General features: G+C 74.0%; 17 protein-coding genes. 12 read left to right on the forward strand and 5 right to left on the reverse strand.

Annotated features, from left to right (window positions below; genetic code table 11):
* Positions 1-78: 78 nt before the first annotated feature.
* On the reverse strand, positions 79-1,311 hold the full coding sequence (locus ABT092_RS01045) for a threonine aldolase family protein (RefSeq protein ID WP_351238326.1): 1,233 nt from the start codon (positions 1,309-1,311) through the stop codon (positions 79-81).
* 173 nt (positions 1,312-1,484) lie between these two features.
* On the opposite strand from ABT092_RS01045, the gene ABT092_RS01050 reads away from it, so the two are divergent.
* The 10 genes from ABT092_RS01050 (at position 1,485) to ABT092_RS01095 (ending at position 10,081) form a co-directional block, all read left to right on the forward strand.
* A complete protein-coding gene (locus ABT092_RS01050) occupies positions 1,485-2,405 on the forward strand; it encodes a Rossmann-like and DUF2520 domain-containing protein (protein WP_351238328.1) in 921 nt (306 codons plus the stop codon).
* Positions 2,402-3,457: a pantoate--beta-alanine ligase gene (gene panC / locus ABT092_RS01055; RefSeq protein ID WP_351238330.1), complete on the forward strand. Its 1,056-nt coding sequence runs from the start codon at positions 2,402-2,404 to the stop codon at positions 3,455-3,457. Before ABT092_RS01050 ends, panC begins: the two co-directional genes overlap by 4 nt.
* On the forward strand, positions 3,454-5,328 hold the full coding sequence (locus ABT092_RS01060; RefSeq protein WP_502968365.1) for an L-aspartate oxidase: 1,875 nt from the start codon (positions 3,454-3,456) through the stop codon (positions 5,326-5,328). The genes panC and ABT092_RS01060 overlap by 4 nt, the downstream gene beginning before the upstream one ends.
* A 3-nt stretch (positions 5,329-5,331) precedes the next feature.
* Positions 5,332-6,345, forward strand: coding sequence for a carboxylating nicotinate-nucleotide diphosphorylase (gene nadC / locus ABT092_RS01065; RefSeq protein WP_351238332.1), 1,014 nt, complete (start codon positions 5,332-5,334; stop codon positions 6,343-6,345).
* A gap of 34 nt (positions 6,346-6,379) precedes the next feature.
* Positions 6,380-7,177 carry a type III pantothenate kinase gene (locus tag ABT092_RS01070; protein ID WP_351238334.1) on the forward strand — a complete coding sequence of 266 codons (798 nt, stop codon included), beginning with the start codon at positions 6,380-6,382 and terminating at the stop codon, positions 7,175-7,177.
* A 90-nt stretch (positions 7,178-7,267) separates the two neighbouring features.
* On the forward strand, positions 7,268-7,963 hold the full coding sequence (locus tag ABT092_RS01075; RefSeq protein WP_351238336.1) for a hypothetical protein: 696 nt from the start codon (positions 7,268-7,270) through the stop codon (positions 7,961-7,963).
* Positions 7,964-7,982: 19 nt separating this feature from the next.
* A complete protein-coding gene (locus tag ABT092_RS01080; RefSeq protein WP_351238338.1) occupies positions 7,983-8,183 on the forward strand; it encodes a hypothetical protein in 201 nt (66 codons plus the stop codon).
* 127 nt (positions 8,184-8,310) lie between these two features.
* The gene (locus tag ABT092_RS01085; RefSeq protein WP_451363254.1) at positions 8,311-8,904 is read left to right on the forward strand and encodes a BlaI/MecI/CopY family transcriptional regulator; all 594 of its coding nucleotides are present in this window, start codon (positions 8,311-8,313) and stop codon (positions 8,902-8,904) included.
* A 9-nt stretch (positions 8,905-8,913) separates the two neighbouring features.
* Positions 8,914-9,513, forward strand: a complete 600-nt coding sequence (locus ABT092_RS01090; RefSeq protein ID WP_351238340.1) for an amino-acid N-acetyltransferase — start codon at positions 8,914-8,916, stop codon at positions 9,511-9,513.
* Positions 9,514-9,742: 229 nt separating this feature from the next.
* Positions 9,743-10,081 carry a histone-like nucleoid-structuring protein Lsr2 gene (locus ABT092_RS01095; RefSeq protein ID WP_351238342.1) on the forward strand — a complete coding sequence of 113 codons (339 nt, stop codon included), beginning with the start codon at positions 9,743-9,745 and terminating at the stop codon, positions 10,079-10,081.
* Here the strand turns inward: ABT092_RS01095 and ABT092_RS01100 are convergent.
* The gene (locus ABT092_RS01100; RefSeq protein WP_502968366.1) at positions 10,054-10,752 is read right to left on the reverse strand and encodes an SCO3374 family protein; all 699 of its coding nucleotides are present in this window, start codon (positions 10,750-10,752) and stop codon (positions 10,054-10,056) included. The genes ABT092_RS01095 and ABT092_RS01100 overlap by 28 nt on opposite strands.
* Positions 10,753-11,193: 441 nt before the next feature.
* Between ABT092_RS01100 and ABT092_RS01105 the strand changes: the two genes are divergently transcribed.
* Positions 11,194-13,722 (forward strand): ATP-dependent Clp protease ATP-binding subunit, encoded by a 2,529-nt coding sequence (locus tag ABT092_RS01105; RefSeq protein WP_351238346.1) that lies wholly within the window; start codon positions 11,194-11,196, stop codon positions 13,720-13,722.
* Between the two features lie 65 nt (positions 13,723-13,787).
* Here ABT092_RS01105 and ABT092_RS01110 read toward each other — a convergent pair whose 3' ends face one another.
* Complete coding sequence (locus tag ABT092_RS01110; RefSeq protein ID WP_351238348.1) at positions 13,788-16,673, reverse strand: NACHT domain-containing protein; 2,886 nt, start codon at positions 16,671-16,673, stop codon at positions 13,788-13,790.
* Between the two features lie 683 nt (positions 16,674-17,356).
* On the opposite strand from ABT092_RS01110, the gene ABT092_RS01115 reads away from it, so the two are divergent.
* Positions 17,357-18,079 (forward strand): M23 family metallopeptidase, encoded by a 723-nt coding sequence (locus tag ABT092_RS01115; protein ID WP_445402053.1) that lies wholly within the window; start codon positions 17,357-17,359, stop codon positions 18,077-18,079.
* 77 nt (positions 18,080-18,156) lie between these two features.
* Here ABT092_RS01115 and cseC read toward each other — a convergent pair whose 3' ends face one another.
* Positions 18,157-19,488, reverse strand: coding sequence for a two-component system sensor histidine kinase CseC (cseC, locus tag ABT092_RS01120; RefSeq protein WP_351238431.1), 1,332 nt, complete (start codon positions 19,486-19,488; stop codon positions 18,157-18,159).
* A complete protein-coding gene (gene cseB / locus ABT092_RS01125) occupies positions 19,485-20,186 on the reverse strand; it encodes a two-component system response regulator CseB (protein WP_351238350.1) in 702 nt (233 codons plus the stop codon). Before cseB ends, cseC begins: the two co-directional genes overlap by 4 nt.
* Between the last annotated feature and the right edge of the window lie 8 nt (positions 20,187-20,194).

Genomic DNA, 20,194 nt, shown 5'->3' on the forward strand with positions numbered 1-20,194 from the left:
AGCCGGCGCCGCCGGGGTGCACCTCCGTCCCGCACGCCGGAGTCCGAGCCCGCGCGCGACGGACGGGCGCGCCCCGGGTCAGCGCCGTTCGGGCCGCCACCGCGCGACGAAGTCGCCCACCGCGGCCACCACCTCCGCCGCCGTCCACTCCAGCCCGGGCGAGGCCACCGTCACCTCGGTCACCGACACCCCGGGCGGCCCGCCCGGGTGCCACCGCCGGAACAGCGCCGCCCCCGTCTCCTCCGCCTGCCGCACCGCCGCCCCGGTCAGGGCGTCCGCCTCGCCGGTCAGCCACACCTGGAACTGGTGCGTGTGCGGCACCTCGGGGTGCACCCGGGCCCAGGGGACGCCCGCCCGGGCGAAGCCCTCGCGCAGCGCCTGCGCGACCGTCCGGGCGTGGGCCACGTACCCGGGCAGCCGCGGCAGCTCCCGGTCCAGCCCGACCAGCGCCGACAGCGCCGTGGGGAACTGCTGGTACACCTGGCCCCCGTAGCGGTGCCGCCACGCCCGGGCCTCCTCCACCAAGGGCCCCGGCCCGGCCAGCGCCGCGCCCCCCAGGCCGCCCAGCGACTTGTAGAACGACACGTAGACGCTGTCCGCCAGCGCGGCGACCTCCTCCAGCGGGCGCCCGAAGTGCGCCGTGCACTCCCACAGCCGCGCCCCGTCCAGGTGCACCACCGCGTCCCGGGCCCGGGCCGCCTCCACCAGCTCGGTCAGCTCCTCCCAGGACGGCAGCAGGAAGCCCGCGTCCCGGAGCGGCAGTTCGAGCACCAGCGTCCCGAAGGGCTCGTCCAGGTTCCACACCTCGGCCGCGGTCGGCTGACGGCGCTCGGCGGTCGGGTGGACCGTCCGCAGCCCGCTCAGCGCCCCCAGCGCGCCCCGTTCGTGCACCTCGGGGTGGGCCAGCGGGTGCAGGGCCACCACCGGGTTGCCGGTGCGGCTCGCCCAGCAGCGCAGCGCCACCTGCTGGGCCATGGTCCCGGTCGGGAAGAACGCCGCCGCCTCGGTGCCCAGCAACCCCGCCACCCGCCGCTCCAGCGCGGCCACCACCCCGTCGCCGTACGCGTCGACCGGCTCCGTCAGGTCGTACGCCCCGCCCGCCGCCGCACCCAGCCCGGCCAGCGCCTCGGCGAGCGTGGCGTCCGCGGCCGGCCGCGCCAGCACCCGGCGCGCCCCGCGGAACGCCGCCGTCCGCCGGGCCCGCCCGGCCTCCTCCCCGTCGCCCGGGGGCCCCGCCGGGTCCGGGGCGTCCGGGGCGTCCGGGCGGAGCGGGTCGTGCGGGCTGAGGGGCCGGTGCTGGGGCGCGTCCATGGGCCGATCCTGACGCACGCCCGGGGCCGGCGGCGGAGCCGGCCCGGCTCCGGACACGGATGTGCGGCTGCCCACAGCCTGTGGACGGCGCCGGGGCGGACGGACCGATCGCGTTAGCATGACGAGAAATCGTCCGGTACCCCGAGCGGACTGGAACGGAAGGCCGTCGTCGCGTGAACGCACCGCATCCCCCCGACCCCCGGGACCGCCCCGCGCGGCTCACCGTGGGCGTCGTCGGAGCCGGCCGGGTGGGCCCCGTGCTGGCCGCCTCGCTGCACCTCGCCGGGCACCGCCCCGTCGCCGTCTCCGGCGTCTCCGACGCCTCCCGGCGACGCGCCGAGCGGATGCTCCCCGAGGTCCCCGTGGTGAGCCCCGAAGAGGTCCTCGCCCGCGCCGAACTCGTCCTGCTCACCGTCCCCGACGACGTCCTGCCGGGCCTCGTCGAAGGGCTCGCCGACACCGGCGCGGTGCGCCCCGGGCAACTGATCGCGCACACCTCGGGACGGCACGGGGCGAAGGTCCTCGACCCCGCGCTGCGCGCCGGCGCACTCCCGCTCGCCCTGCACCCCGCGATGACCTTCACCGGCACCCCGGTGGACGTCCAGCGGCTGGCCGGCTGCTCCTTCGGGGTCACCGCCCCCGAGGAACTGCGGCTGGCCGCCGAGGCCCTCGTCATCGAGATGGGCGGCGAACCCGAGTGGATCGAGGAGGCGGCCCGCCCGCTCTACCACGCGGCCCTCGCCCTCGGCGCCAACCACCTGGTCACCCTGGTCGCCGAGGCCATGGACCTGTTGCGCACCGCCGGCGTCGCGGCCCCCGACCGGATGCTCGGCCCGCTGCTCGGCGCCGCCCTGGACAACGCCCTGCGCTCCGGGGACGCCGCCCTCACCGGGCCCGTCGCCCGGGGGGACGCCGGCACCGTCGCCGCCCACCTCGCCGAACTGCGCGTCCACGCGCCCGGCGCCGTCCCCGGCTACCTCGCGATGGCCCGCCGCACCGCCGACCGGGCCCTGGACCACGGGCTGCTCCGTCCCGAACTCGCCGAAGACCTGCTCGACGTCCTCGCGGGCGACACGGAGGGCACCACCCCATGACCGCGCACGGCACCACCCCCGCGGGCGTCCGGCTGCTGCACACCGCCGACGCCCTGCGCACCGCCGGCCCCGGCACCACCCGCCGCGCCGTCGTGATGACCATGGGCGCCCTGCACGAGGGCCACGCCACCCTGGTCCGCGCCGCCCGCGAACGGGTCGGCGCCGGCGGCGAGGTGGTCGTCACCGTCTTCGTGAACCCGCTCCAGTTCGGCGCCGGCGAGGACCTCGACCGCTACCCGCGCACCCTGGACGCCGACGTCGAACTCGCCGCCGCGGCCGGCGCCGACACGGTGTTCGCGCCCGGCGCCGACGAGGTGTACCCGGGCGGCGAACCCCAGGTGCGCGTCACCGCCGGCCCGATGGGCGACCGCCTGGAGGGCGCCACCCGGCCCGGCCACTTCGACGGGATGCTCACCGTCGTCGCCAAACTCCTCCACCTCACCCGCCCCGACCTGGCGTTCTTCGGGCAGAAGGACGCCCAGCAACTCGCCCTGGTGCGGCGCATGGCGCGGGACCTCGACTTCGGCGTGGAGGTCGTGGCGGTGCCCACCGTCCGCGAGCCGGACGGCCTCGCCCTCTCCAGCCGCAACCGCTACCTCTCCGCCGTCGAACGCCGCACCGCGCTCGCCCTGTCCCGGGCCCTGTTCGCCGGCCGCGACCGGCACGCCGCCCAACAGGCGCTGCACGCCCGCGCCGCCCTCGCCCCCGGCAACGACACCCGGGCCAGGGCCCTGGACGCGCTCGGCGAGTCCCGGGCCGCGGCCGACGCGCACGCCGTCGCCCACGCGGCGCCCGGCGGCCCGGCCGCCGTCCGGGCCGCCGCCCGCGCCGTGCTCGACGCCGCCGCCCGGCTCACCCCGCCCCTCGACCTCGACTACCTCGCCCTGGTGGACCCGTCCGACTTCACCGAGGTCCCCGACGGCCACACCGGCGAGGCCGTCCTCGCGGTGGCCGCCCGGGTCGGCACCACCCGCCTCATCGACAACCTGCCCCTCACCTTCGGGACCCCCGCGGCCCCCGGTGACCCCCACCACCCGGGAGCCGTCTCGTGACCCGCGCAGCACCGTCCCCGCACACCGGCATCCGCCTGCACGCGCCCGCCCCCGGCTGGGCGCTCGGCGCGGACGTGGTCGTCGTCGGCTCCGGCGTGGCCGGGCTCACCGCCGCCCTGCGCTGCGCCGCCGCCGGCCTGGAGACCGTGGTGGTCACCAAGGCGCGCCTGGACGACGGCTCCACCCGCTGGGCCCAGGGCGGCATCGCCGCCGCCCTCGGCGAGGGCGACACCCCCGGACAACACCTCGACGACACCCTCGTCGCCGGCGCCGGGCTCTGCGCCGAGGACGCGGTGCGGCTGCTGGTCACCGAGGGCCCGGACGCGGTCCGCCGGCTCATCGACAGCGGCGCCCGCTTCGACGAGTCCGCCACCGGCGGGCTGGCCCTGACCCGCGAGGGCGGCCACCACCGCAGCCGGATCGCGCACGCCGGCGGCGACGCCACCGGCGCCGAGATATCCCGCGCCCTGGTCGACGCGGTGCGCGCCCGGGGCATACCCACCGTCGAGAACGCCCTCGTCCTCGACCTGCTCACCGACGACGAGGGGCGCGCCGCCGGCGTCACCCTGCACGTGATGGGGGAGGGCCAGCACGACGGCGTGGGCGCCGTGCACGCCCCGCACGTGGTGCTCGCCACCGGCGGCATGGGCCAGGTGTACGCCGCCACCACCAACCCGGCGGTCTCCACCGGGGACGGGGTCGCCCTGGCGCTGCGCGCCGGCGCCGAGGTCAGCGACCTGGAGTTCGTCCAGTTCCACCCCACCGTGCTCTTCCTCGGCCCGGACGCCGAGGGGCAGCAGCCGCTGGTCTCCGAGGCGGTCCGCGGCGAGGGCGCCCACCTGGTCGACGCCGAGGGGGTGCGGTTCATGGTCGGCCAGCACGAACTCGCCGAACTCGCGCCCCGGGACGTCGTCGCCAAGGGCATCACCCGCCGCATGCGCGAGCGGGGCGCCCTGCACATGTACGTGGACGCCCGGCACTTCGGCGCCGAGATGTGGGAACGCCGTTTCCCCACGATCCTCGCCGCCTGCCGCGCCCACGGCCTGGACCCGGTGACCGAGCCGCTGCCGGTGTCGCCCGCCGCGCACTACGCCTCGGGCGGGGTGCGCACCGACGCGGACGGCCGCACCACCGTGCCCGGCCTGTACGCCTGCGGGGAGGTCGCCTGCACCGGCGTGCACGGCGCCAACCGACTGGCCTCCAACTCGCTGCTGGAAGGGCTCGTCTACGCGGAGCGGATCGCCGCCGCCGTGGTGCGCGCCGGGAGCGGGACCCGCCGCCCGCCGCAGCCGGTGGCCCGGCCCGCGGCCCCCGCGCACCCGCTGCTGGCCCCGGAGGACCGTTTCCGCGTCCAGCGGATCATGACCGAGGGCGCCGGGGTGCTCCGCTCCGCCGACTCCCTGGAGCGCGCCGCCCGGCAACTCCAGGACCTGCACGCGGCCGCCCGGGACGCCCTGGCCGAGCACGGCAAGACCGCCGAACCCGGGGTGGACAGCTGGGAGACCACCAACCTGCTGTGCGTGGCCCGGGCCCTGGTCGCCGCCGCCCTGCGCCGCGAGGAGACCCGCGGCTGCCACTGGCGCGAGGACCACCCCGCGGCCGACGACGCGCACGGCCGCCGGCACCTGGTGGTGCGGCTCGCCCCCGACCGTTCGCTGACCGTCACCCCCACCGACGGACCCGGCTTCCCGCCCACCGTCGCCGAGCCCCCCGCACCCGCCGCAGGTCCCGGGCCCGGGGCGGTGCGCACCGCCCCGAACGCGTACGCTGGCGCCGCGCCCGCACCGGCAGACGGCTCCCCGCGGGCGCCCCGCGCCGCCGGCGCCGCCGACCCCGCAGCACCCTCGACAGCCGATCCCCAGGAGCCCTGAGCCGTGACCGACACGCCGCCTCCCCCCGTCCCCCTGCTCGCCGACGACCCCGCCGCGGGGTGCGGCGAGGGCTGCGGCTGCGGCGGGGGAGATCCGCACGCGGTCGAGTGCGGTCTCGATCCGGCGCTCGCCGAGCTGCTGGCCGCCGCCGGCCTCGACCCCGTCGAGGTCGAGGACGTCGCGCAGTGGGCCCTCGCGGAGGACCTGGCCGGCGGGGTGGACGTCACCACCGTGGCCACCATCCCCGAGGACGCCGTCGCCACCGCCGACTTCACCGCCCGCGAAGCGGGCACCGTGGCCGGGCTGCGGATCGCCGAAGCGGTGCTCTCCCTGGTGTGCACCGAGGCGTTCGAGGTCGAGCGGCACGTCGAGGACGGCGACCGGGTGGCCGCCGGCCGGCCCCTGCTCAGCGTCACCGCCCGCACCCGGGACCTGCTGACCGGCGAGCGCAGCGCCCTGAACCTGCTGTGCCGGCTCTCCGGCATCGCCACCGCCACCCGCGCCTGGGCGGACGCCCTGGAGGGCACCGGGGCGAAGGTCCGCGACACCCGCAAGACCACCCCCGGGCTGCGGTCGTTGGAGAAGTTCGCGGTCCGCTGCGGCGGCGGCCTCAACCACCGGATGTCCCTCTCCGACGCGGCGCTGGTCAAGGACAACCACGTACTGGCCGCGGGCGGGGTCGCCGAGGCGTTCGCCCGGGTCCGCGAGGCGTTCCCGGACGTGCCGGTGGAGGTCGAGGTGGACACCCTGCACCAGCTGCGCGAGGTGGTCGAGGCGGGCGCCGACCTGATCCTGCTGGACAACTTCACGCCCGTGGAGACCGCCGAGGCCGTCGCCCTGGTCGCGGGCCGGGCGCGGCTGGAGTCCTCCGGCCGGCTCACCCTCGCCAACGCCCGCGCCTACGCGGAGACCGGCGTGGACTACCTCGCCGTGGGCGCGCTCACCCACTCCGCGCCGATCCTCGACATCGGCCTGGACCTACGGGACGCCGCGCCCGGCCCCGACGCCGCCCCCTGACCCCGCGCGGACGCCGCCGGAACGGAGTAGACGCATGCTGCTGACGATCGACGTGGGCAACACCCACACCGTGCTCGGGCTGTTCGACGGGGAGGAGATCGTCGAGCACTGGCGCATCTCCACCGACGCCCGGCGCACCGCCGACGAACTCGCCGTGCTGCTCCAGGGCCTGATGGGCATGCACCCGCTGCTGGGGATGGAGTTGGGCGAGGGCATCGACGGCATCGCCATCTGCTCCACGGTGCCCTCGGTGCTGCACGAGCTGCGCGAGGTCACCCGCCGCTACTACGGCGACGTGCCGGCGGTGCTGGTGGAGCCGGGCATCAAGACCGGGGTGCCGATCCTGATGGACAACCCCAAGGAGGTCGGCGCCGACCGCATCATCAACGCGGTGGCCGCCGTCGACCTGTACGGGGGCCCCGCGATCGTGGTGGACTTCGGCACGGCGACGACCTTCGACGCGGTCTCCGCGCGCGGCGAGTACGCGGGCGGGGTGATCGCCCCGGGCATCGAGATCTCCGTGGAGGCGCTGGGCGTGCGCGGGGCGCAGTTGCGCAAGATCGAGTTGGCCCGGCCGCGCAGCGTGATCGGCAAGAACACCGTGGAGGCCATGCAGTCGGGCATCCTCTACGGCTTCGCCGGGCAGGTCGACGGGGTGGTCACCCGGATGGCGCGGGAGCTGGCCGCCGACCCGGACGAGGTGACGGTGATCGCGACCGGCGGCCTGGCCCCGATGGTGCTGGGCGAGGCGACCGTCATCGACGAGCACGAGCCCTGGCTGACCCTGATCGGGTTGCGCCTGGTCTACGAGCGCAACGTCGCCCGGATGTGAGGGCCGGGCCGTCGACGGCCCGGCCCCACGGGCCACGCCACAGGGACGGCATTCGGTGGGTTTTGTCCGATTAGCGCGTATCGTCACCCCATGCCCACGCCCAACGGAACTTGCGGCGGCATGGCGTTCGGCGCCGAGGAGCTGCGTGTGCTCCGCCGTGCTCTCGCCCTCGTCGTCCACCCCCGTCCCCTCACCGCCGCGGACGTCCGGGACTGCCTCCGGCTCGCCGAATCGGTGGACGAGGCACTGCACGAGGGCGCCCGGCGGCGCGCCTTCCTCGTCGCCGACCTGGACCGCTACCGCAGCGCCCTGCCCGGGACCGCCCGTGGCTACCTGGCCCTCCTGGAGGAGGCGCTGGCGGCCGGGCACCGGCCCGGCCCCGACGACCTCGCCGCGCTGCGCGCCCTGCGCGGCAATCCGACCGCCGCGGCGCTCCTGGACCGCTGCCGGCCCCCCGTCGACCGGGTGGTGCGGGCCCGTCCCGCCGAGCGCGTCCCGGTGCCCGCCGGGTCCGGCGCCCGCGCCGTGGCGGCGTCGCCCCGGCTCCGTCTGACGGCGCTGCCCGGCGGCCTGGTCGCCCCGCGCTCGGGGGGCGAACAGCCGCCCCCCGAGCGCCCCGAACCCGCGCCCCGGGAGCGCCCCGCCGCCCCGCACCGTCCCGTGCCGACCCCCGCCGAGGTGTTCCCGCCCCGCCGGCGGCCCGCCCCGCCCGCCGAGCCCCGGCAGCCGGACGCGCCGGCCCCCGCCCCGCCGGCGGACCCGCCCCAGCAACGGGCGGCCGGATAGCGCTGGATACCCTGGCCCCATGGACTACGTCTCCGCGCTGCTGCCCCCCACGGTGATGGCCGTGTTCTTCACCGCGATCATCGTGACGATCGTGAAGACCCAGGGGGGCGACAAGAAGGCCAAGGAGGACGCCGCGGTCGACTACGCCCTCCGGCAGGCCGAGCAGGCCCGTCAGACCCAGACCCAGAGCCAGTCCCAGCCGCGCGACGCCGGCGCCTGACGCCGCCGCCCGTCCCCCGTGACCCTCCGGGCCGCGGGGGGCGGATGCGCGCCGCCCCTCGGGAAAGCGCCGTTCCGTAGAGCGGTTCGCCACTCTTGGGGCGATTTCTCCATATATGGTGAGATTTGTGCCTCGCCCCTTGGGAGAACTCGAAGACGCGGTCATGACGCGGGTCTGGCAGTGGAACCGCCCGGTGACCGTTCGGGAAGTCCTGGAAGACCTCCAGCAGGAACGCTCGATCGCCTATACGACGGTGATGACCGTTCTGGACAATCTCCATCAGAAGGGCTGGGTGCGCCGCGAAGCGGAAGGCCGGGCCTATCGCTACGAAGCCGTCTCCACCCGCGCCGCGTACGCCGCCGCCCTGATGAACGACGCGTGGTCGCAAAGCGACAACCCGGCCGCCGCCCTCGTCGCCTTCTTCGGCATGATGTCGCCCGAACAACGCGAAGCGCTCAACGACGCCGTGCGCATGGTGCAGGGCCCCGAGAACGCACCACCGCGAAACGAACCCCCGCCCGACACGGGGAACCCGCCGAACGCCGCGCGACCGTCGGATGACGCGAACGGTATCGGGGGCGGGGACGATCCGGGCCGCCCGGCGGCCACCCCGAACGGTCCACCTGCGGGGAATGCCCCGACGAACACCGGGATGTCGCGGGTTCCGGAGGCGAGTCCGCGCAACGAGCCCTCCGAGCACAAGGCGGAGGACGGACGATAGCGTCCGTTCATGCCAGCAGAGCAACCCCACCGGGTACCCGAAGAGCCGGTCGCACCGGCGAATGTTCCGGAAACCGAGTCCTCCGCGCCGGCCGGCCCCACCAGGAAAGCGGTCACCGTCCGCAGGGCCCGCACCAGTGACGTTCCCCAGGTCCGCGCGCTCCTCGACGTCTACGTCAACAAGGGCATCCTGCTGGACAAAGCCACGGTCACGCTTTACGAGGACATCCAGGAGTTCTGGGTCGCGGAACGCGACGACAACGCACAGGTCGTCGCATGCGGAGCACTGCACGTGATGTGGGAAGACCTGGCGGAAGTCCGTACGCTCGCCGTGAACCCCGCCCTCAAGGGCGCCGGCGTCGGCCATCAACTCCTGGAGAAGCTGCTCCAGACCGCGCGTTGGCTCGGTGTTCGACGTGTTTTCTGCCTCACCTTCGAAGTCGACTTCTTCGCGAAGCACGGCTTCGTCGAGATCGGGGAGACTCCCGTGGACTCCGATGTGTACGGCGAGCTGCTGCGTTCCTATGACGAGGGCGTCGCCGAGTTCCTCGGACTCGAACGAGTGAAACCGAACACCCTGGGCAACAGCCGGATGCTTCTGCATCTGTGATCGGCTTGGCCGGCGCATTCCGTTCCCCCGGTGTCCTGGTGCCCTATGTCCGAAACGCGCATGTTTCCGGGCGGTCCGGGGCGGGGTGACGGCAACCAAGGGTTTGTGTTTTGCGGGGAAAGACGGTTTGCTTTCCAACGTACTGCTGTACTGCATATAACAAGGGGCGGCGAAACGGCGGCGGGTGCCGTGGGGCCGACCCGTACGTTATCGATGAAAGGAAAATGCGGTGGCACAGAAGGTTCAGGTCCTTCTTGTCGACGACCTCGACGGTGTCGAGGCCGACGAGACCGTGACGTTCGCGCTGGACGGCAAGACCTACGAGATCGACCTCACGACCGACAACGCCGACAAGCTGCGCGGTCTGCTGGAGCCGTACGTGAAGGGCGGGCGCCGCACCGGCGGCCGTTCCACCGGTGGTCGGGGCAAGGCCCGCGCCACCGCTTCCGGCAGCAGCCAGGACACGGCCCAGATCCGCGCCTGGGCGAAGGAGAACGGCCACAAGGTCAACGACCGGGGCCGCGTCCCGGCCGACGTCCGTCAGGCGTACGAAGACGCCCACCGCTGATCGCGCGCCCGACCCAACCGGACCCGCAGGCACTCCGTGGCCAGCCGGTCCACCAGTCGCACGAGGTCGGGGGCGCCCCCACCGTCCCCGGGCGCACTCCCTCGTGCGCACCGCGCCGCGAGGGGGCGCGGTGCGGGAAGTCCCGTCTCCGCCCCCCGCCCCGGCTCCGGGGGCCGCACCCAGACCGCGGCCCCGGCCGGGTCCGCTCCCGGGCCCGCCCCGTCCGTGCCGACCGGTGACGGGGCCGGCACCGGCGGCCACGGCGCCTCGATCGCGCCGCCCGAGCCGATGACCGCCAGCCCCAGGTCCCCGGCCAGCCCGCCCCACTCCAGCCAGGCCAGCAGTCCCGGCACCTCCTCGGCGGCGCCGGCGGCCACCAGGAACCGGACCCGGTCGCCGCACCGGGTCACCGGACCGGTGCGCTCCGGCCCCGCCAGCACCGCCCGCCCGACGGCGGCCGGCACCTCCAGCACGTCGAAGCGCACCCCGGCCACCAGGAGCACCCCCGTCGTGCCGCCGGCCCCGCGGGCGCCGGGACGGCCCGCGGGAACCGCGGGCCAGCCGAGGACGTTCTCGTACCAATGGCGCACCCCGCCGTCCCCACCGCGTCCGGTGCTCGGACGACCGGGCGGACCGAGGGGACGACGGGGGCGCGGAACGGCGGGGGTCATGACGGAAAGAACACCACGAGCCGGAGAGCGGTTACGCACGGTCGCCGCGGACCGCCCGGAGGGCCCCAGGGCCCGGGCGGGGGATGCACGCCCCCCGCGGCGGCGCGCGCTTGTTCGCCCGTAGCGGAGGCGAGGGGGGTGTCCCGCATGGATCGTCCCAACGCGCGGGTAAGACATCCCTAGTGGGGTGGGGCGACACGCAAGGGCCCGGGAGGCGCACGTTCGCCATCGGCGTAGTGATGGCAAGGGAAACTGCCTGGCCTGCGGGAACATCGTCTCGCACCATCGGGTTGGAGCAGATGTCGGCGTTCGCGGTCAGGAGGCCACGCACGGGTGTCGGCAGTTGGAATGAGCGGTCCCCGCTTGCGGGACTAAGCTGCGGAAGGACAGGGAGGGGACCGACCCCTTTCACTGCCTGACCGCTCTGAGGAGCGATTAACGATGTTCGAGAGGTTCACCGACCGCGCGCGGCGGGTTGTCGTCCTGGCTCAGGAAGAAGCCCGGATGCTCAACCACAACTACATCGGCACTGAGCACATCCTCCTGGGCCTGATCCACGAGGGTGAGGGTGTCGCCGCTAAGGCCCTGGAGAGCCTCGGGATTTCTCTTGAGGCGGTCCGCCAGCAGGTGGAGGAGATCATCGGCCAGGGCCAGCAGGCCCCGTCCGGTCACATCCCGTTCACCCCCCGTGCCAAGAAGGTCCTGGAGCTGTCGCTCCGCGAGGCCCTCCAGCTGGGCCACAACTACATCGGCACCGAGCACATCCTGCTCGGACTGATCCGTGAGGGCGAGGGCGTCGCCGCCCAGGTCCTGGTCAAGCTGGGTGCCGACCTGAACCGGGTGCGGCAGCAGGTCATCCAGCTGCTGTCCGGCTACCAGAACAAGGAGACGGCCACCGCCGGCGGCCCCGCCGAGGGCACCCCGTCCACCTCCCTGGTCCTGGACCAGTTCGGCCGCAACCTGACGCAGGCCGCCCGCGAGTCCAAGCTCGACCCGGTCATCGGGCGCGAGAAGGAGATCGAGCGGGTCATGCAGGTGCTGTCCCGCCGCACCAAGAACAACCCGGTCCTCATCGGCGAGCCCGGCGTCGGCAAGACCGCCGTCGTCGAGGGCCTCGCCCAGGCCATCGTCAAGGGCGAGGTGCCCGAGACCCTCAAGGACAAGCACCTCTACACCCTCGACCTGGGTGCGCTGGTCGCCGGCTCCCGCTACCGCGGTGACTTCGAGGAGCGCCTGAAGAAGGTCCTCAAGGAGATCCGCACCCGCGGCGACATCATCCTCTTCATCGACGAGCTGCACACCCTCGTCGGTGCGGGCGCCGCCGAAGGCGCCATCGACGCGGCCAGCATCCTCAAGCCGATGCTCGCCCGCGGCGAACTCCAGACCATCGGCGCCACCACGCTGGACGAGTACCGCAAGCACCTGGAGAAGGACGCCGCGCTGGAGCGCCGCTTCCAGCCCATCCAGGTCGCCGAGCCCTCGCTCCCGCACACCATCGAGATCCTCAAGGGCCTGCGCGACCGCTACGAGGCGCACCACCGCGTCTCCATCACGGACGAGGCCCTCGTCCAGGCCGCGACGCTGGCCGACCGGTACATCTCGGACCGCTTCCTCCCGGACAAGGCGATCGACCTGATCGACGAGGCCGGCTCCCGGATGCGCATCCGCCGGATGACCGCGCCGCCGGACCTCCGCGAGTTCGACGAGAAGATCGCCGGCGTCCGCCGCGACAAGGAGTCCGCGATCGACTCGCAGGACTTCGAGAAGGCCGCCTCCCTGCGCGACAAGGAGAAGCAGCTCCTCGCCGCCAAGGCCAAGCGGGAGAAGGAGTGGAAGGCCGGCGACATGGACGTCGTCGCCGAGGTCGACGGCGAGCTGATCGCCGAGGTCCTCGCGACCGCCACCGGCATCCCGGTCTTCAAGCTGACCGAGGAGGAGTCCAGCCGTCTGCTGCGGATGGAGGACGAGCTCCACAAGCGCGTCATCGGCCAGAAGGACGCCGTCAAGGCGCTGTCGAAGGCGATCCGCCGCACCCGCGCCGGTCTGAAGGACCCCAAGCGTCCTGGTGGATCGTTCATCTTCGCCGGCCCCTCCGGCGTCGGCAAGACCGAGCTGTCCAAGGCCCTCGCCGAGTTCCTCTTCGGCGACGAGGACGCGCTGATCTCCCTCGACATGTCGGAGTTCAGCGAGAAGCACACGGTGTCGCGGCTCTTCGGTTCGCCCCCCGGATACGTGGGCTACGAGGAGGGCGGCCAGCTGACCGAGAAGGTCCGCCGCAAGCCGTTCTCCGTCGTCCTCTTCGACGAGGTCGAGAAGGCCCACCCGGACATCTTCAACAGCCTGCTCCAGATCCTGGAGGACGGTCGCCTGACCGACTCCCAGGGCCGGGTCGTGGACTTCAAGAACACGGTCATCATCATGACCACCAACCTCGGCACCCGGGACATCTCCAAGGGCTTCAACCTGGGCTTCGCCGCCCAGGGCGACACCAAGACCAACTACGAGCGCATGAAGAACAAGGTCTCGGACGAGCTCAAGCAGCACTTCCGCCCCGAGTTCCTCAACCGCGTCGACGACGTGGTGGTCTTCCCGCAGCTCAGCCAGGACGACATCCTCCAGATCGTCGACCTGATGATCGGCAAGGTGGACGAGCGCCTCAAGGACCGGGACATGGGCATCGAGCTCTCCGCGTCCGCCAAGGAGCTGCTCTCCAAGAAGGGTTACGACCCGGTGCTGGGCGCGCGTCCGCTGCGTCGCACGATCCAGCGCGAGATCGAGGACACGCTCTCCGAGAAGATCCTCTTCGGCGAGCTGCGCCCCGGCCACATCGTGGTCGTCGACACGGAGGGCGAGGGCGACGACATCACCTTCACCTTCCGCGGCGAGGAGAAGACCGCGCTGCCGGACGCCCCGCCGATCGAGCCCGCCACCGGCGGCGGCGCGGGTCCCAACCTCAGCAAGGAGGCGTGAGCGCGCCCCGCTCACACCGTCAAGGGGTCGCCCCCGAGCCGTCCGGCTCGGGGGCGACCCCTTTGTCAGTACTCCACCACTTCCACCGAGTCCGGTAGTGCGTCGCGGCCGTGCAGGACCACCTCGTCCCTGTTGCGGAAGTCGATCTCCAGCCGGGCGAGCCGGGGGAAGTGCACCGGGAGCGCCGACACGTCGACGGAACCGTACGCCTGGCCGTACAGGGTCAGCTCGGTGAGCTCCGGGAGGACGCAGTCCTCGGGCAGGGCGCCGAATTCCAACAGCGTGACCAGGAGTGCCGTCAGCTGCGGTGTCGCGGCGAGCCGATCCCAGTCCGCCGGGGACACCTCGATGCCGAAGGACGACAGGTGCAGCTCCTCCCGACCGCTCAACGCGTCGATGACGTCCCAGGGGATGGCTCCGTCAGCCTGGGTGACGTCCAGGGCCATGCACGTCGGCCGGTGGCGGTCCACGTACGCGGCGACGGCGCGCGGTCCGATGTCCGCGGTCCGCAGCTGAATCCAGGGGCGTCCACCGAGCTCCCCCAGTACGACGAGTTCCGCCTCGCTCTGCGCGGTGAAGAACAGTCCCTCCGGGTCGAGTCGGGCGACGACCTCCTCGGCGTACCGGTGGGTGTCGAAGCGGTGCCAGGACCAGACGAGTTGGGAGCGGAGGTCGAGGGAGGCGGCGTCGGCGTGGCCGGCGAGGTAGGCGATGGCGGCCTCCGAGTCCACGTGGGAGGCGGTGATGATCGCCATCCGTGCGACCTCCTCGTCCGTCTCCCCCGGCGCGGGCAGCAGGTCGAGGACGAGCGGGCCGACCGCGGCGAGTTCCCGGGCCGACACCGAGTCGGGCGGCGGGATCAGGGCGTTGACCCGCTCGGCGATCCGGTCCCGGACCGCGGGGTCGAGCTCGGTGGCCTGCTCCAGGCAGGCGGCGGCCAGCAGGTGGACGCGGGTGCGTTCGCGTCCGGGCGGGGCCGCGTCGCCGGTGGCGAGGAGTCCGTCGAGGATCTCGGCGCGCTCGCGGGGGCGGGCGTGGGCGACGGCCATCCGGATCACGTCCTCCCACTGGTCGTCGGCGGCGTGACCGATCAGCAGGCCGACGTCCCACTCCTCGACGGCCCGTCGGGCGCCCAGGTAGTCCTGGAAGGTGCGGTGCACGAAGGTCACCGCGCCGGGGGAGGGCTCCAGCAACAGCCCGCTGCGGAGCAGCAGGTGGTCGAAGACGGCGCGGGCGTCGCCGAGGGCCGCGGCCTCGGGCACCGCGGGCAGGGCCTCGCCGACGATGGCCTCGGCCCGTTCCCGCACCAGCTCGGTGCGGCCGTTGCGGATGAGCCAGTAGGCGAGGCGCTGGAGCAGTTGGGTCTGGGGCTCCTGCCGTAGCTCCTGGCCCGCGGTGGTCAGGACGTCCCGCTCACGGTCCCGGCGGGACAGCAGCATGGCGAGGGCGGCCTCGTACAACTCCTTGCGGCCGTGCGGGAGGTAGCCGCGGCGGTCCCGGTGCAGGGCGCAGATCAGGGCACACATCAGGGGGTTGGTGGCGAGCCGGCCGAGGTCGGGCTTGCCGGCGACGGCGGTGAGCAACTGCCGTTCGTAGCCGTCGAGGAGGGCGCGGGCGGCGTCGTCGGCGTCGTGGCGGCCCGCCGCGTGCCAGCGCCGGACGAAGGCGGCGACGTCGGCGGGGTTCATGGGGGAGAGGGTGAGTTCGGCGAAGTCGTCGGCGGCGAGCCAGTTCGCCCGGACGGCGGAGGGGCGGGAGGTCACCAGCCAGCGGTTGTCGGGGTAGGCGGTGAGCAGGTCGCCGAGCCAGGCGCGGGTGCGTGCGCGTTCCGCCTCGGGCACCTCGTCGATGCCGTCCACCAGGATCAGCCCGCGGCCGGCGGTGAGTACGTGGTCGGCCCACCCTTCGGGCTGGGCGCCGGAGAGGGGGGAGCCGGCAGCGGTGAGGAAGAGTTCGGGGCCGGGCAGCCGTTCGCCGTGCCGGGTGAGGGTGCGCAGCGGCAGCACGAACGGCACCAGGTCGTGGAGGTGGCCGAGCGGCCCGTCCGGCGCGACCCGGGTGGCGGAGACGGCGAGCCACTGCACCAGCGTGGTCTTGCCGGAGCCGGCGACGCCCCGCAGCAGCACCCGGGAGCGGGTGGCGAGCACTTGGTCCGCGGGGAGCGGGCCGCGGAAGTGCCGGGTGGGGTCGGGGTCCGGTCCGGTCCGGGGCGGCGGGTCGGTCTGCTCGGTGGAGGTGAGGCTGAGGTAGGCCACGTCCAGCGGCCAGGTGCCGGGGGTGGAGGTCAGGTCGATGCCGTAGATGGTGAGCTTGCCGTGCTTGGCGGCGACGTGGTCGCGGTAGCGGCGCTCGAAGGACGCGTGGCGGGCGTCGGGGCGGGGCGCCCGGGTGATCAGCGCGTCCAGTTTGGCGATGATCTCGGCCTGGTCCCGGCTCTGGGTGACCAGGGTGCGGGCCACGAAGGTGGAGCGCTGGGTGAAGAACTGGAGGACGTGCAGGCAGGCCCACTCCAGGGCGGAGGCGAGGAAGAGGGCGGCGTCGGCGGACAGGTGGTGGTCCGGGGCCAGACCGTGTCCTGCCTCGGTGGCCCCGGTGTAGAGGGCGCGGGCCAGTTCGCGGTGGCCGAGCCGCACCGCCTGGACGTCGTCCATGTCGAGGTCGCCGAGGGCGAGCAGGGTGCGGGCGAGGGCGTCGGCCACGGCGGCTTCCTCGTCGGCGGGGAAGGGCCGTTCGCCGGGGGAGTCGACGGCCTCCCGCACCAGGCGGGTGGCGAGCTTGCCCACCTGGGCGTCGGAGAGGGTGCGTCGCTCGCCGCGGAAGGAGACCCAGGCGGAGAGCCGCACCGGGCGTTCGACCAGCCCGGCGCCCGGGGGCGGGGCCGCGAACAGCTTCTTGAGCAGCGGCGCGATCGCGGTGGACGCGAGCCGTGTGCCGAGTACCGACGGGTCCACTCCCGAACTCCCCCTGTGCCGCGCCGGGGCCGGCCGTCCCCGGATCGCTGTGCCGTGGGTCACCTTCCGAGGCCCGAACGGCCGTCGGTGGACCCCCGATCGGCGTTCCCGAAGGTGTCCGGAACGCCCCGACGAGGGTAGCCCGGGTCACATTCCGGGGGTGGTGGATCTTGCTCTCCGGTGACATGGGGCACAGGCGTTCTGCCCGGTACTAGGGGAAATAGTGGAGGGCGTCCGCGGCCGGTCCGCCGGCTCGCCCCCCGCTCGGCCGGCGTGCGCGGGGGCCTCGCCCGGCGGTCGCGTTCCGTGCCCGTGCGGTGACCCAGAGCTGTCTGGGGCGGGGTGCGGCGGGGCGGGAAACCGGTGGGCGGTCGCTTCAAACCCGCCGTTGCGGGCTTTTTCCTCTCCGGGGCGGCTCCGGCGGCGGGGGGTGGGAGGGCGCGTCAAGACCCTTCGGATGTGACGTTTGTGTACGAGTTTGCCTAGTAGTAGGGGGGTTTGAGTCGGTACTGGGTGGTGGGTTACCAATGTGGAGCACCCGGCAGCTACGCCGATGTACTCCGGGTCAGTCGTCGCCCGTCCAGCCGACGCACCCCACGGTCCGTACGCCTCGCTCCCGAGCGCGTCACAGCGGCCCGCGCGGCATCTCGGACGCGGCTCCCCCCAACCCGGAGGTTTCCCGTATGTCTCAGCGCGCCATGTCCCTCAAGTCCGGTTCGTCCCTGCTGCGTGCCCGGACGGTCGCCGTCGTCGCCGGTCTCGGAGTCTCGGCCGCTCTGGGTGCCGGGGTCGCGGCGGCTGCGACCCCCGGCCAGGCCGTCACCGCCGTGCCCAGCACCGTCGCCGAGTCCGTGAAGGTGCAGGCCGCCGCGCAGGCCGCCCAGGCCAAGGCCGCCACCGAGGCCAAGGCCGCGGCTGCCGCCAAGGCGAAGGCCGCCGCCAAGGCGAAGGCGGTCACCGCCAAGCCGGTCGCCGCGCAGAAGTCCACCGGCTGGGTCAAGCCGCTCAGCTCCTACGCGCTCTCCGCGAGCTACGCGCAGGCCGGCGGCATGTGGGCCAGCAAGCACTCCGGCCAGGACTTCGCCGTCCCGACCGGCACCCCGGTCAAGTCGGTCAGCGCCGGCACCGTCGTCAAGGCCGGCCCCAACGGCGGCGGCGACGGCCCCGCCTACGGCAACGCCGTGGTGATCAAGCACGCGGGCGGCAAGTACTCGCAGTACGCGCACTTGTCGAAGGTCAACGTGTCGGTCGGCCAGAAGGTCAACGCCGGCCAGGTGGTCGCGCTGTCCGGCAACACCGGCAACTCCAGCGGCCCGCACCTGCACTTCGAGATCCGCACCACCCCGAACTACGGTTCCGCGATCAACCCGGCCGTGTTCCTCAAGGGCGTCGGCGTCTCCTTCTGACCCGAGCGCCCCGCGCCACCGAGCCCCCGGTCACCGCAGCCCGCGGTCACCGGGGGCTCGGCCGTGCCCGCCCGGCCTCACTCGCCGGGCAACGGCAGCATCGGGAAGCTCCCCGAGCTGGTGGGCGCGTGCTCCGGCAGCCACAGCACCGCCACCGCCCCCTCCACGGGCCCGTCCGGCGAGCCCGGCGGGCGGACGTTGCGGAAGGTCAGCCGGGCACCCAGCACCTGGGCCTGCCCCGCCGCGATGGTCAGCCCGAGGCCGTGTCCGTGCCCCGCGCGATCGCTGCTGCCGGTGCGGAACCGGCTCGGCCCCTCGGCCAGCAGTTCCTCGGGGAAGCCCGGCCCGTGGTCGCGCACCCGCAGCACCCGGCCCTCCACGGTGACCTCCACCGGGGTGCGGCCGTGCTTGGCCGCGTTCGCCAGGAGGTTGCCGAGTATGCGCTCCAGCCGCCGCGGGTCGGTGGTCACCGCCGCCTCGTGGACGACGTCCACCCGGACCTCGCTGTTGCGGGCCGCGACGCGCCGGGACACGAACTCGCCCAGCACGATGTCGTGCAGTTCGGCGCGCTCGGCGGCACTGTCCAGGCGCGCCACCTCCAGCACGTCCTCCACCAGGGTGCGCATCGCCTGCGCCCGGTCCCGGACCAGTTCGCTGGGGCGCCCCGGCGGCAGCAGCTCGGCGGCGGTGAGCAGTCCGGTGACGGGGGTGCGCAGTTCGTGCGCGATGTCCGCGGTCACCCGGCGCTCGGCCTCCAGCCGCTGGCGCAGGGCGTCGGCCATCGCGTCCACCGACCACGCCAGGTCGTCCGTCTCGTCCCGGACCACCCCGCCGATCGCCTCGACCACCCGGACCTCGCTGTTGCCCTGGGCCACCTGGCCCGCCGCCACCGCGGCCTTGCGCAGCCGGCGGGAGAACCGCCCCCCGATCAGCACGCCGAGCGCGCACCCGCCGGACACCACCGCCAGCGAACCGACGAGCAGCGCCCGGTCCAGATCGCCCATGATCGCGGTGCTGCGGTCCTGGAGCGGGGTGTGCATGGACAGCACCCCGCCGTCCTCCAGCGGTACGGCCGCCCAGATGTCGGGCACGCCGTCCGTCTCGGTGACGTAGGTGCCCCGACGCCCTTCGAGCGCCTTGGTCCGCAGCTCGCCCGGCAGGTCCTCGTCGTCGACCGCGGCCCCGAACTGGAGCCGGTCGGTGGCCTCGTAGATCCGCTGCGCGAACTGCACCCGCTCGTCCTGGAGGTCGCGGGCGTTGTCCAACATGGAGACCCGGGCCGCGTTGTGCACGACCAGGCTCAACGCGAGCGCCACGAAGACCCCGACCAGGGTGATCGCCGCGCTCAGCTTCCAGCGCAGCCCGGTGCGGAGGTTCAGGCCGCGCAGCTTTCTCCGCACGGTGCTCAGGCCCGCAGCTTGTAGCCGAAACCGCGCACGGTCTCGATCCGGTCCTGGCCGATCTTGGCCCGCAACCGCTGCACATGGACGTCGACGACCCGGGTGTCACCGCCCCAGCCGTAGTCCCAGACGCGTTCGAGCAGCTTGTCCCTGGACAGCACGGTGCCCGGGGCCGCCGAGAACTCCAGCAGCAGCCGCATCTCGGTCGGGGTCAGCGCCACCGGCCGCCCCCCGCGCAACACATCCATCCCGACCGTGTCGATCTCCAGGTCGCCGAAGGTCAGCACCCCGCCGCCGGCCTGCTGCGCGCCCTCCTGCGCCCCGGCGCCGCCGGCGTGCCCGAAGCGGCGCAGCACCGCCCGGATGCGGGCCACCAGGACCGCCCCGTCGAAGGGTTTGGTGACGTAGTCGTCGGCGCCCGCCTCCAGACCGAGGACGACGTCGATGGAGTCGGCGCGCGCCGACAGCATGATGACCGGGACGGTGGACTCGTCCCGGATGCGCCGGCACAGGCTCACCCCGTCCAGCCCCGGCACCATCACGTCGAGCAGGGCGATGTCGGGGCGGCGCGCCCGGAACGAGTCGAGCCCCGACAGCCCGTCGGGCATCGCGGTCACCACGAAGCCGTTGCGCTCCAGTGCGAGCTGGGTGGCCTCGCGGATGACGTCGTCGTCCTCGACGAAGAGGACGTGGGTCTGCTCTGCCATCCGATCGG

The organism is Streptomyces sp. NPDC002490, assembly GCF_040296045.1.
Lineage (GTDB): Bacteria > Actinomycetota > Actinomycetes > Streptomycetales > Streptomycetaceae > Streptomyces.